Below are 14,253 nucleotides of genomic sequence, written 5' to 3' on the forward strand. Positions count from 1 at the left end.
CTAGTCGATTTTCAATCTTAAACTCGCCTTTAACATATTATCAGACAAGACATTAATTCGAACCTTGCCTGCAACTTCTCCAGCTTTCAGAATTAATTTACAACGCCCCTCTTTTGTAGTACAAAAAGTTTTGCTTGCTGCGCTTCTAGTATCTGACATATCTCCGTTTGAAAAAGCCAGAATACTAGCATCACCATCAATCGTTGCCGTTAGGCTTATTTCTTCTCTAACCACTGTACCTTTTGTATCTTCTAGTTGAACAGCAACTTCAATCACTTCATTCGGCAGCAGTTTTTTCTTTGATGGTAGTAAGCTTATTTTTTTCAACTTTTTTGCAGTATACACTTCAAATTCACAAACCTCTTTTCCATCAATGATACCGATGGCTTTTATTGCACCTGGCTCGAACGGAATCTTACGCCATTTTACGATCCAATTTTCAAAATCTCTACGATTTTTGCTGCCTATTTTTTTTGAATTCACATACAAATCTACAGACTCACAATTGGTATAAGTTACGATATCGTTTGTCGAATCACGATCTAGACTCCACGTTTCCATAATTTTCGGAAACCACCATCTACCCGATTTAGAAAAATCATCTGCATCGTCTTCATATACAGCAATCCGTACCATAGGTTTTTCAGACCAAAAGGCCTCATATAGATAAGAAATTTCTTTTCTGAAACCTGCTTTATCCAACAATCCACAGTTAGTTCCCATCGCAGGAAACTTTTTAGCCTCGCCCAAATAATCTATTCCTACCCAAAGAAAAAGTCCCATATTATGGTCATTCTCTAACACATCTAACCAAGGGGCTTTTTCAATGTTTGAAAATCTTTTTTCAGCTGTACTATTGAAATACACATAACTTTCTGAACTCACATATGGCTTTCCTAGTTCTTTTTCTCCGATTGCTTTACACCATTGTTCTCCATAATTTAAAGCAATTAAATCCATTTCTTTACAAGTCTCAATGATAGCATTCACCTTTTCTGAAGGAACTCCATCTTTACCTCTTTCCATTCCTGAAATGACGGGTCTTGTTGGGTCTAATGTTCTTACCAAACTCGTATATTTCTTTAAACCCAATTTTTGTCGAACATCTCCCGGACTATGATTTTCATTCCCGACACTCCATATAATCACACTTGGGTGGTTGCGATCTCGTTTTACAGTTTCGCTATAATTTTTCTCCCATTCCAAATAAAAATTAGGATCTCCGAAACCACTCGGATTGAAAAAGTTACTTTTTGATGCTTTTGCTGAAGCATATGGTTGGTTGTCATACCATTTATCAACAAACTCATCCATCACTAGAAAACCTAACTCATCACAAAGATCCATAAATTCAGGAGCTGTCGCATTATGAGCTGTTCGAATTGCATTACAACCTATTTCTTTCAAAGAAGTCAAACGAGATCTCCAAATTTCAATGGGTACCGCGGCTCCCAAATCTCCAGCATCGTGATGCAAACAAACACCTTTTAGCTTTTGATTTCTGCCGTTTAGAAAGAATCCTTTTTTTGCATCAAACTTAATAGACCTTATACCGAAAGAACTTTGATAATCGTCTAACAATTTATCATCGGCCAACACTTTAGAAATTACCGAATATAAATGTGGGGTTTTCGTATCCCATAATTTAGGGTTTATAATTTCAACCTCTTGTGTCACTACATAATCCTTCCTTAAACTTGCATTCAAAATCGAGCTAGACTCTGCAACTTTATTTCCGTTTTCATCAAAAACCAAAGAGATAATATTTACCTCTTCTCTATTCTCAAAGTTTTCAAGCGTTGTTTCAATACGAACCAACGCTTTTTCTTTATTGACTTTTGGGGTAGTAATATACGTTCCCCAATTTTCAATGTGAGTAGGGTTCGTAATAGTCAACCAGGTATTCCTATAAATCCCAGAGCCACTATACCATCTACAATTCGGTTGAACAGAATTATCAACCTTTACTGCTATTACATTTGGCCTATCGAAAAAAACACAATGCGAAATATCAAAATAAAAACTTGTATATCCATCATATTGAGCTCCCACATGCTCACCGTTTACATAAACCTGAGCATGACGATAGACTCCATCAAACTGAATTTGCACATAACTACCCTTTGCCGAAACTGGCAATTCGAATTTCTTTCGATACCAACCAACACCTCCAGGAAGCCAAGCATTTCTCCCCGAATTATTTTTATCAAGAACACCTTCTATACTCCAATCATGTGGCAGTTCTAATTTTCTCCATTTCGAATCGTCAAAATCGACATTTTTAAAACTTACGTTGTCATTTAAATTAAACCTCCAGTCTTCATTAAAATTTTCAACTATTCTCTTTTCTAGCGCATCTGATTTTTGCGCTAATGAAGTTATACCAAGGCAAAAGACAATTAAAAAAAACGATAAACTTCTCATAATTTAGTTTTTAATTCAATGTCAATAAATCGAAAAGCTCCCAAAGGAATTTTAATATCAGTAGTTCCTTTTTTAGAAACTTTAAACTCTTCTCCTGTCAGAATATCTTTTATCGTAGCAACCTCATAGTTATTAAACTGAACATGCGCCACACTTTCTTCAGGGTTGATATACCCATTATCTATCAATGTTAATCTAATATGTTTCGGTGCTGTTTGTGCGGTTACCCATGCAACATCTCCAGATACCGTTACTGGTAAAATACGTGATGCTTCTTTTATTTTGGCTTCAATTGTTTTGAAATAGACATCTGCAGTAAAGGTTTCTTTTCCATCAGAAGAATAATAATTATGCCCATCTGTGATAAACTCTGTTAAGTTATTTTTATAAATCGGATGTAAATTATCTTCAAGAGGTTTCCTTTTCCTATCTTTTTGAACAAAAACACCTTTTTGGGGTGGCGTTATTAAAACCAATCCATTCTCATAAGGAGCTAAAAAATTCAACCTTCTTTCTTTTACCCCTGCAGCATATCTAGAGAAATCATACTCTGTCACCGATGCTCCAGGCCAACTACCATTCATTCTACTGAATACATAGGTATTATTGGTTTCAAATTCTTCGTCGTAAAATGTAGTCCATTTCCCGTTTGACCCTTCATTCATAAAATGATGGTCAGGAGATTTCATACTTAAATGCACCGGAGAAATACTTAAAATTTCATTCCTTTTAGGAACGTATAATGCCCCTTTTGCAATAAGCTCCCAATAGATACTTTGAAACTCTTGATTTACCGCAAAATTATTGATAAACTGGGCTCCATTAGCCGTATGAAACACTAACATTCTTAAAAAATGGCTTGGTAGTCTTTGGTAACCTAATTGTCTTGCTCTATCAAATGAAGCATTGTCTGGTACCGCACGCGTACCCCAACTATCTACCGCACCACTTGTCCACATTCCCATTCTACCAGCCAAACTTAGCTCCATCGTTTTATCGGTAGTTTCTTCCATTGAAGGAACAAAGACATCAGAATATTCACCAGACATCAATTTCGCCCATGATTCTAAATAGTTAGACCCTAACCAAAATACATTCTTTGACCTTAAAAAGATATTCGCATTTTTCCCTTGAGCATAATCTGCCAATGGATAGATCAAATCATTTACCAAAAAGTCTAAATTCTTTTCAGAATGATCTTCCATTTCTGGATATATCAACACAGTTTTCTTTCCAGCTGCATTATCAATTACTTTTTTAGTGGTACTCAAATGAAACATATATGGATCATTACCATGCCCTGCCCAATACGACACTCCAGGTTCACCTCTAAACTTATTTGTGATTTGCTGTACCGCTTGCTCTTGTGTTAAGGTATATTTTTTTCGACGATCTCTAGATTTTTTATATTTTTCGTTCGTTACTGCCGATCGGTCCCAGTTTTCAACATTTTTCATGAATATTGAGTTCAGGAATATTGGGTTGTGGTATTCTTTTACCAAAGAATTTTTTAATCCTTCTAAATTTGAAGGCACTACTTCTGTCATTAAATAAACCGGTTGAGAATCATTATCTGATTTCGCTTTATCAAACTTCTGAAGGTCTTTTCTTATGATGGCCGTATTCTCGATTATTTTTGCCATTTTTCCAATGGGCTCTAGGTTCACAAAATCACGTTTCCACTTTTTATTCCCTACATCAATAACATGAATACAGCTACCTCCACTTTGTGTGCTTGCTAATATTATTTTATTTGATCCAACATCAAAACGCATATCATTGTAAGCATATTTCGACACCAATCTTTCGATTTCATTCTCTGTTGCATTTGGCTCATATATATGTATTTGACTACCAACTCGAGTTACATATTGGATTTTGTTTTTTTCATTTACGACAACCGTATGTGCAATATCATAACCAAATCTTATTTTTTTTATAGGATGAAAACTAAATTCATCTTTTGAAAAATGATATGTAGACACCAATAAGTCATTTGAATGCGCAGAAGAACCTAAAATTATTTCATCATTACCATCACCGTTTATATCAAAAACTTGAAAGTCTCCCAAAGGTCGAACTCTCACTTTTCCTTTTGTCTTTTTATTCCCTGTAATTTTCTTTTTTCTAAATGGTTTGTCTTCTAAGGGATTAAAAAAGTATAATGTTCCGGCTACTTGCATGTGGTTGTTACTACCTAATACAACAAGAATTTCTTCATTATCCGCGTTTTTTATAGTTCTTATGAAGTTTGCAACACATTCATTCGGTTTAGGCAGTATTTTTCCTGCTCCTGAATATGGTTTTTCAATTGAAAAAACACTAGTTGGAATTTCTTTTACCAAAGCCCCACCTGATGACAAATAATATATCTTTTTATCAAATCCCCCTGCTACTACAAAAGCTTCCTTATTTTTATGCACCACATTTATTGCGTACATAGGCGCTGCGTTCTTGCCAAACTTCCACAACAGATTTCCTTCAAAATCCAAACAATACACATTTCCATCTGCATTGGCTAACAGAATTTCATCATTACCATCTCCGGTGATATCGGCACACCATACATCGTGATTCATAAAACCTGACAGTTTGTTCTTCCACATTTTTTTACCTGCGTATGAATAACCCACCACTGTTCCTTCATAGCTAGAACCTACGATATAGGTTTTACTTTTTGAAACGGCATTTCTAACTTTTAGGATGGTCAACCCCGTTTCGATACTCTGTATTGCAGGATTTTTTTTAGAAACATATTCAATGGGACTCGCAAAAAGGCTCAACGAACACAATACGAATACAAGCTTTATTATTTTCATGTCTATGATTTTATATATTCAAATAAAGTTAAAACAACTGATATTTTTGTCTCTATACATACAGAATTTGTATGTTACCGTTTTTCGTGTTGACTCAATAAATATATACATATCAAAGCTAAGAAGCTGAACCGATAGGTGAAAAATAAAGTATACCTCTTGTTTTTAGCATGATTCTATGTAAATTTGATTTAGCGACCCTAACACTATGAAAAAACACATATCTCTATTTATAATTATTTTTTTTATAACCCTGAGTTCTTTTGCTCAAAGTAGCAAACCTAAAGTAGCCTTAGTACTAAGCGGAGGAGGAGCAAAAGGTATAGCACACATACCCACATTACAAGCCTTGGATTCTTTAGGTATTGTACCTGATTTAATAATCGGAACTAGCATGGGAAGCATCGTTGGAGCGCTATATGCTAGTGGTTATTCAGGAGATAGTATCGCTTCTATTTCAAACAGTACCGATTGGGGTAAATTATTCAGTAGTGAGATTCCTGTAACTGCTGTAAGTAATGAAGAAAAAAGTGAATACAAACGCTATTTAACGGAAATTGAATGGAAAGACGGAAAACCCAAACAAAAAACATCGATTATAAGTGACCAGAACATCAATGCCTTTTTTAACAAAGTCACTTATCCTGTAAATGATATCAAAAATTTTGATAACCTTCCAATTCCTTTTAAAGCAATGTCTGTAGATATTGTAAACGGAAAAGAAGTTATTCTAGACAAAGGGTCGTTAAGCTTTGCCATGAGATCAAGTATGTCTATTCCGGCAGTATTTAAACCGATGCCTTACAAAGATGTATTGTTAGTTGACGGTGGTGTATTGAACAATTTCCCCGTAGACATCGCAAAAAAATATGGCGCAGATATTATTATTGGAAGTGATGTAGGTGGTGGTATGGAACCCAAAGAAAAACTAGATAGTCCGGTAACCGTAGTTTTCCAAGCAGCCATGCTAGCGAGTAACTTAAAGGTACCTGAAAACAAAAAAATGTGTGATGTTTTGATCGATCATACAGAACACCTAACGCATTCCACGGGTAGTTTTAATAAAAACGTTGAAATTTACGACGAAGGTAAGATTGCTCTTAAAGAAAATTTAGAACAACTTGTGCAGCTATCAAAAAAACTCAGTAGGTTCCCTCAAAAGAAAGTCTCGTTACCTGAAGCACCACAAAGCATATTTCTCGACACTATTGTATACGAAGGTATCAGTCGTGAAAATATGGATTTATTCAATTCCAGAACACAATTAAAAGCAAAAAACACCTATACTCTAGATGTAATCCATAAAGCATCTGAGAATGCACTTGGTACAAATTTATTCGATGGAATAACATTTCGATTGTTTCATGTAGGCGAAAAACAAGGACTAAAGATTGTCGCGGATGAAAAGTCGAAACACCTATTTAAAGGATCTTTACATTTTGATGATTTTAGAGGAATCGGACTAGCTTTAAACTATACTGGTAGAAACATATTGGGAAACTCATCACGCGTATTATTAAGTGTAGATCTTACTAAAGATTTCAGATATCGCGGTCAATATCAAAAAAACTTTGGGGCAAAAAAAGATTGGTGGTTCCGCTCTGATCTGTATGGAGAAAACATAGACCAAAGAACGTTCGTTAGTGGTAATTATGCAGGAGATTTGATCAGTGAACACATACAATTTGACAATCAAATAAATTACAACATCAACTCTTTTCGAAACTATATTGGAATTGGATTTGTGTATAATTGGAACCGGTTAGAACCGAAAATAGATCCAGAAATAGGAGATAATATTTACAATTTATCGCACTATGACTTTAGAAATATCGACATCAATGTTCACTATATTCACAACACTCTAAACAAAATATTTTATGCAGAAAAAGGAAGTTATATGCAGGTAAAACTGGGTACTTCTGTATACACGCATATGGTTGCAAAATTAGCTCCTGAATTTAATTACCCTGATATTATTGGGTCCGTAAGTCCATTTACAAAATTTAGATTCAACACAGAAAAAAGAATTCCATTGTCAAAAAAACTATCTGCAATTGTAGGTATTGATGGAGGTTTTACTTTTTACAACGACACAAATCAAGATCGTACCTATAAGAATTTTGGTTACGCCGCTAATTATTTCTTAGGCGGAAACATTAACAGACCTAGAAACGACACTTTTGTACTACCTGGATTGGAAGAAATGGAATTGGCAACTACACAATTTTCGATGTTAAAACTAGCTACTCAATACAATCCAACTTCTTCAATTTATTTTACACCACATTTAAATTTTGCTATTGTTGGCTTTGATGATTTTAACAATTATTTCGATTCGTTTTTTTCTGCACAAAACAAATGGGTTGAGGAGACAGAAACCAGCTACTTAACCTCGATTGGCTTGACTACCTCGTACAATTCAATATTGGGTCCTATAGATTTTGATATTTCATGGGTAAACAATCTTTCTGGTGCTCGCTTATTTTTTGGTATTGGTTATCACTTTACACAGTCTAATTAACACTACTATTTTTTTATAGCTTGATAGGAAAACCAATCAAATTCTGCTACGTTTTTACTCTTTTTACCATCTGAAGTGGCGTACATACCAATGTAAACTCCATTAAACTTTTGGGCAACATCATCTGACACAATGGTATAATCTTGCATTGTACCAATCTGAGACAAATTGTCCTTCTCAGCTCCATAAAAAAATGAAGCCTTAATGCCTTTCACCTCAACACCTAAAACGACAGTGTTGTTTTTATAAGGTACACGAGCCACAACCTCAGGGATAACTGTTCCTTTATTGTTTTCTTGAAGCACTTTTATTAAGACCAATTCATTTTTTTCTTTTAGCAATTGGTAATTATTACCATGACGTCTGTAAATTACCAAGCCTGCTTTTTCATTCACTTTCTTAGACTTAAATGTCATTTTGGTAAGAGATCGGTAGTTTTCATTTCGTGTTCTTTGGGCTATAAAAGAAGGATTTTTTAAAGTGTTTACTGTCTCTGGTCTCAACTGGATTTTAATAGTGCCTTTCTTCAATTGATACCACTGGTTTTCTGGTGAACGCAAAAAATTCCATTCTATACCTAAAACAGCCGTATCAAAATCATCTTTTTCTGCAACTTCTGCTACTGGAGACCAAGTTAGATTTGGTCGTTTTTGTTCTTTTTGTAACAATCCTGTTCCTGGATTAAAAATCGGTGTCACACCACTTTCTTGCTGAGACATGATTACTTTTGCCAAAAAGGTTTCTCTTGCCAATGTTACATAACCTTCTATTTTTCTTTTTGCCAACATAACACTCCACCATTCTCCATTTTGCGTTTGTACCAAATCGGCATGCCCAGTTTGCCCAATAGTATTTGTTTTCCCTAAATGTCTATGCGTCATAATAGGATTCGCGTGATTTGGAATATATGGTCCCCATAGTTTTTTACTATTGAAAACCGTAACGGCATGGTATTCCCCGGTTCCACCTTCTCCAATCATTAGCAAGTACTCACCCTTAATTTTATACAAATGTGGTCCTTCTGCCCACCTAGCGTTCCTAGCATGACCAAAGGTTAGTTGTTTTTTTTCTCCGAGTAGAATGCCTTTGTCAGGATCAATTTCTTGCATCCATATTCCGTTTTTCCCAGGCCATTCATTTTGACTTCCATCAATGACTGCTGCACCTGTATAATAGCAACGACCATCATCATCCCAAAACAAAGAAGGATCAATTCCAGGAGCATCATCAATCCATAAGGGTTTGCTCCATGGTCCTTCCGGTTTTTTTGCTGTAATGATAAAATTACCTTTTTGTCCGACCATGGTCGTAATGATGTAAAATGTTCCTTCGTGGTATCTTATGGTAGGCGCAAAAATTCCATTCGAATTTTTCAAACCTGGTTTGTAAAAAATTTGTTCTTTTCTATCTATACCATAACCTATTTTTTGCCAATTGACCAAATCTTTACTTTTATGAATTGGCAAACCTGGAAACCATTCAAAACTAGAATTCACCAAATAATAGGTGTCTCCAACTCGACAAATAGAAGGATCAGGGTAAAACCCAGGTAGTATTGGATTTTGAAATTCTTTCGGTCCATTTTGAGCGAAAACTACAAAACCACAAAAAAACAATGCAAGAAATTTTAGTTTTTTTGAAATCATCGGGAATAATCTTTTTATAAAAGTTGCTATTACAAACGTATCCTTGATTTTAAAAAAAACAGAGCACTGTGGGCTTTTTTTGCACCACAAATATTAATTATTCCTTTTTTGCAATATAAAACCCATAACTATAATAAGATTTAAATTTTAAGTACAATTCTTTTTCTTTCGTATGATCGTCAACAATTTTCTTTGCCAAAGAACTGTTATCATGGCGATTTAGAAAAGCTTGGAATTTTGTTTCTAACGGAGTGTAGTAATTTTGAATCCAACTTTCTTCCGGCAAAAAAAAGGAACCTACTAAGGAAAAACCATTTTCTTCCAAAACTTTTATTTTATTTGAAGCTATAGCTATTTCTGGATATTCTTTATTCCAAAAGTCTTCAATTTCTTTAGGTCTTGAATTGGTAATCCAAGTAATTTCACTCACAGCTAAATATCCTCCCTTTTTCAAGTAAGCATTCCAGTTTTTTACCCCAGCTTCAAACCCCATATTATAAATAGCTCCTTCTGACCAAATGATATCTAAAGACTCTGACTCAAAAGGTAAAGCATCCATAGAGGCATTTATCGTTCGGATGTTATCGGCCAATTCTAATTGATTTGCATTTTCATTTAAAACATCTAAAAATTCTGGAAACAAATCAACGGCACTAATTTGTGAATTTGTATGCTTGACCAGACTTAAAGTTTGTCCGCCTGTTCCGCATCCTATATCTGCGATATGTATTTTTCTATCTTTCGGCAAGCTCATAAAACTAAGAGCTCGTAAAGTATCTGATTGACTACCTGGGCCTTGACGTTCAGTGTTTTTAAATAAATCGATAATAAGTGCTAGTTCTTCCATTTAACAACTCTTGAAATTTGGTTACAAGGTACTAATCTTCATTAAATCGTTATCAAACGCGAGTAACATGTTATTGCATCTTAAAACGTTTTTATAACTCGAAGCACACCAGACCCATCTATACTAGAATCATACCACTTTGCTCCAAATCCAAATTGAAACGAAAACCCATTATTTAGTTCGTAATGCAATTGAGGCAACACCAACAGCTCCATTTCATTGTCATCCAATCCTTGAAAAGTTGGATCGGTATTATTGATCTCTAGACCAACTACCGTTCTTTTGTTTAAATCTGCAAAAACAGAAGCATTGATCAATATAGTATGTTTTTTCTGTGCAGCATCAGCACCAGATTCTAGCATGATACCGAAAAGCCCAATGGCACTCCAGGTTTCATTGAAACGGTATGCTGGCACATATAAGAAATTCATTTCCAATAAATCTTCATGGATATAATTCTCAGCAATCACCTGAACACCATGGATAAACTTATCGTTTTTCGATGCTCCAATAGTCCATTGCACAGCTGCTTTCAATGCTTCTAGTTCAAAATCATTCATTGGAAACTCTAATTCTACTGCAAAATTATCAAACAAAGCGTATTCAATTTCAGGAGCCCATTCAACTCCCCGAAATGACGCATTATTTATAGGGAAATCTGCCAATGTATTGATCTCCAACTCTCCCTTTTTTGCTCCAAGTCCTCTTACCAAATCAAACATTAATGGCTCAGGTATTTCAACAGTTGTATGCCCTACTTCCTGGGCAACACTCACGTGAAAACTGCAAATACAAATTAAAACAAACAAATAAAACCTAGATAATGAAAAAGAAAAACCTGTCATAAAAATTATTTTAAATCGACAATCTGTTTTACAAAAATACTTTTTTTACAACGTTGCTTCACTAAAAACATTAGAATTAACATTTAGTTTAGATAAACATTCTAGATCACATCAATTCAAACTTTGACGAAATTCGTTTGGACTCATTGTAGTCTTCTTCTTAAATATTTTACTGAAATATTGAGGATACTCAAAACCTAAAGCATATGCTATCTGACTCGAAGTATCTTTAGAATTCAACAACATAGTTTTTGCTTTATCGATGATGAATTTATGAATATGATCTTGGGTACTTTGTCCTGTTTCTTTTCGCAATAAATCACTCAAATATTTTGGTGACATTTGCATTTGCTCTCCACAATACTGAACCGTTGGAATACCGAATTCTAATTGTTTTTCTTTTGCATAATAACCACGTAAAAACTGTTCGAATTCACTGGCGAGATCTTTGTTGAGATTTGTTCTTGTATAGAACTGCCTGTCGTAAAAACGAACACAATAATTCAACAGTAATTCTAAATTTGAAATGATTAGATTTTGACTGTGTGCATCTAGCGTATTAGAAAACTCTTTTTCAATTTTTTCTGTGATTTCTGTTATGGTATTCTTTTCATCGTCTGACACATGTAGCGCCTCATTTGAGGCATAAGAAAAGAAAGAAAATTTATCCATTATATCTCCGAGGTTTGACTTTCGAATTAAGTCTGGATGAAAAGCCAAAGTCCATCCATTGCCAGATTCTGAAACAGCTTCTTTTTTAAATTCTAACATTTGATTCGGAGCTGTAAACACGAGTGTACCTTCTTGAAAATCGTATGAATTTCTACCGTAATTGACAATCGTATATGTACAATTATCCTTCAAACTCACATGATATAAACCTAAGGTATATTTAACATTATCAACCTCTAGGTCTTTCAATTTATCCCCCATTCGAATTAAAGAAATCAAGGGGTGTTTTGGTTTTTCGATTCCTAAAAATTCGTGTATTTCAGATATCGTTTCAATATGTATAATCTCTTTCATTGCACCCAATTAATAATTTTCCCACCATTTTTTTGCAACAACCATGCTGTCTTTTACAAATATTTCTTGTCCTATTTCCGGTGTGACAATCGGAAGACTCAATTCTTTTGCTTTTGCACTGACCCTGTTCACAGGGTCTGTCCAATCATGTAGTGCTAATTTGAAACCTCCCCAATGTATTGGCATTATTTTTTTTGCTTTAACATCAACACCTGCTTGTGCTGTTTCCTCGGGCATCATATGTATATCAGACCATTTTTCGTTGTACTGACCACATTCCATCAAAGCCATATCAAAAGGTCCATACTTTTCGCCGATTTCTTTAAAATGATTTGCATATCCACTATCTCCACTAAAATAAATATTTTCATTCTGTGACTGAATGACCCACGAAGCCCAAAGAGTACTTTTATTATTATTCAACTTTCTACCAGAAAAATGTTGCGCAGGTGTACATACAAAAGTCAAAGTTTCGAATTGAGTTTCTTGCCACCAATCTAATTCTGTAATAGAATCTTCTGGCACGCCCCAAGATTTTAAATGCACACCAACGCCAAGGGGCACATAAAAATGTTTTGTTTTATGCTTGATTGCATTTATGGTTTTATAATCTAAATGATCGTAGTGATCGTGCGAGAACAATACCGCGTCGATTTGTGGAAGTTTGTCAACTGCCAACGGAAATTCTTTGTTAAACCTTGGCGCTCCCAGAAGAGGATGCGGTGCTGCGACTTCACCAAACATAGGATCTAGTAAAATATTTCTTCCCTCTAATTGAAGTAAAAAAGAAGAGTGTCCAAACCAAACCAATTTAGCCTCTCCTTTGTAATTCGCTACCTCAGAAGAATCAATTTTTGTTACATTTATATCTGTTTTAGGTCTACCGTTAGGAACTTTTGTGGTAAAAAATGTAAATGCCAATTTCATCGTTTCAGAAAAGCTCAACTCTTTAGGAACATCATTTGAATTATTAAATACACCATTTCTAAATTGTTTAGAAGTTTTGTAAAGTTCTTGATCTTCTTTGCTTACATCTCCACCAAAACTGGGGTAAAAAGACACAAACAACATATAAACACCGATTAGAGAAACCAAAATAGCAACAAATAGAATCATACCTTTTTTTATTAGCTTTTTAAACATCTTATTTGAATTGACTCATCATTAATTTATCAAAAAATCGATCACCAAACCATTTGCGGATTGCAACTGAAGGTTTCGCCATATAGCCTCGTAAATATCGTGTTTTTGGTTTCTTTGTCATTGCGGCATTGGCAATAACTTTACCTAAAACATCCACTTTTGTAAGTCCATTACTTGTGTACATTTTCACAAGACCCTCCGCTACTTTATTTGCAAACGCTGCATACGCACCTTGCCCTGAAGTTTTCCTTAAATTTTCAGCTGCAATAACACCCCATGCTGTCTTGATCCCTCCTGGTTCCACGAGAACAACATCAATACCTTTTTCTGCTAATTCTAAACGAAGACAATCACTCCATCCTTCTAATGCATGTTTTGTAGCATGATACCATGCGCCCATCGGAGTATACACCTTACCTCCCATCGAAGAAATATTCACAATTCTTCCTGAACTATTTTCTCTCATACTCGGCAATACCAATTGTGTAATTCTGGCCAAACCAAAAATGTTCACTTCAAATTGTCTTTTTGCTTCTTCAATAGTAACATCTTCAACGGCTCCATAGGAACCATACCCAGCATTGTTAATCAAAACATCTATCTTACCTTCTATTTTTAATACTGTATTTACACAGCTTACAATGGATGCATCGTCTGTTAAATCCAAAGAAACAATTTGCATTCCTTTTTCTTGTAAATCTCTCATTTCTTCTAGCCTTCTTGCTGCACCATATACTTTATGGCCTTGGGCATGTAAAAAATTTGCAGTTGATTTACCCATTCCAGAAGACGCTCCAGTTATCACTATTACTTTACTCATATCGAACTATTTAAGCATTAATTAATTGAATACTTCAAAAGTAAATCTATCTATCGATTGCAATGTATGCTAATTGCCGATACTTGAATACTTTTTTCTTTTTACTCGATTCACACACCTAAAATACTGCAATAAACATTAATAATTCTAGAACCTATT

9 protein-coding genes are annotated in these 14,253 nt (G+C 34.8%); 1 reads left to right on the top strand and 8 read right to left on the bottom strand.

From position 1 onward, the window contains the following. Both F6P99_RS00810 and F6P99_RS00815 read right to left on the bottom strand, forming a co-directional pair. A complete protein-coding gene (locus tag F6P99_RS00810; RefSeq protein WP_152285544.1) occupies positions 1-2,424 on the bottom strand; it encodes a glycoside hydrolase family 2 TIM barrel-domain containing protein in 2,424 nt (807 codons plus the stop codon). Continuing rightward, positions 2,421-5,243 carry a hypothetical protein gene (locus tag F6P99_RS00815; protein ID WP_152285545.1) on the bottom strand — a complete coding sequence of 941 codons (2,823 nt, stop codon included), beginning with the start codon at positions 5,241-5,243 and terminating at the stop codon, positions 2,421-2,423. The genes F6P99_RS00810 and F6P99_RS00815 overlap by 4 nt, the downstream gene beginning before the upstream one ends. Before the next feature lie 208 nt (positions 5,244-5,451). Between F6P99_RS00815 and F6P99_RS00820 the strand changes: the two genes are divergently transcribed. Further along, a complete protein-coding gene (locus F6P99_RS00820) occupies positions 5,452-7,767 on the top strand; it encodes a patatin-like phospholipase family protein (protein WP_152285546.1) in 2,316 nt (771 codons plus the stop codon). A 5-nt stretch (positions 7,768-7,772) separates the two neighbouring features. On the opposite strand, the gene F6P99_RS00825 is transcribed toward F6P99_RS00820, so the two are convergent. The 6 genes from F6P99_RS00825 to F6P99_RS00850 all read right to left on the bottom strand — a co-directional run bounded on the left by F6P99_RS00825 (position 7,773) and on the right by F6P99_RS00850 (position 14,094). Next, positions 7,773-9,413, bottom strand: a complete 1,641-nt coding sequence (locus tag F6P99_RS00825; RefSeq protein WP_152285547.1) for a glycoside hydrolase family 43 protein — start codon at positions 9,411-9,413, stop codon at positions 7,773-7,775. Between the two features lie 97 nt (positions 9,414-9,510). After that, positions 9,511-10,260 carry a class I SAM-dependent methyltransferase gene (locus F6P99_RS00830; protein WP_152285548.1) on the bottom strand — a complete coding sequence of 250 codons (750 nt, stop codon included), beginning with the start codon at positions 10,258-10,260 and terminating at the stop codon, positions 9,511-9,513. Positions 10,261-10,340: 80 nt separating this feature from the next. Beyond that, positions 10,341-11,105, bottom strand: a complete 765-nt coding sequence (locus tag F6P99_RS00835) for a hypothetical protein (RefSeq protein WP_152285549.1) — start codon at positions 11,103-11,105, stop codon at positions 10,341-10,343. Between the two features lie 111 nt (positions 11,106-11,216). Further along, complete coding sequence (locus F6P99_RS00840; protein ID WP_152285550.1) at positions 11,217-12,131, bottom strand: helix-turn-helix domain-containing protein; 915 nt, start codon at positions 12,129-12,131, stop codon at positions 11,217-11,219. A gap of 9 nt (positions 12,132-12,140) precedes the next feature. Further along, the gene (locus F6P99_RS00845) at positions 12,141-13,274 is read right to left on the bottom strand and encodes an MBL fold metallo-hydrolase (RefSeq protein WP_226912980.1); all 1,134 of its coding nucleotides are present in this window, start codon (positions 13,272-13,274) and stop codon (positions 12,141-12,143) included. A 1-nt stretch (position 13,275) separates the two neighbouring features. Beyond that, positions 13,276-14,094, bottom strand: a complete 819-nt coding sequence (locus F6P99_RS00850; protein ID WP_152285552.1) for an oxidoreductase — start codon at positions 14,092-14,094, stop codon at positions 13,276-13,278. Between the last annotated feature and the right edge of the window lie 159 nt (positions 14,095-14,253).

This window comes from Flavicella marina, assembly GCF_009193215.1.
GTDB lineage: Bacteria > Bacteroidota > Bacteroidia > Flavobacteriales > Flavobacteriaceae > Flavicella > Flavicella marina.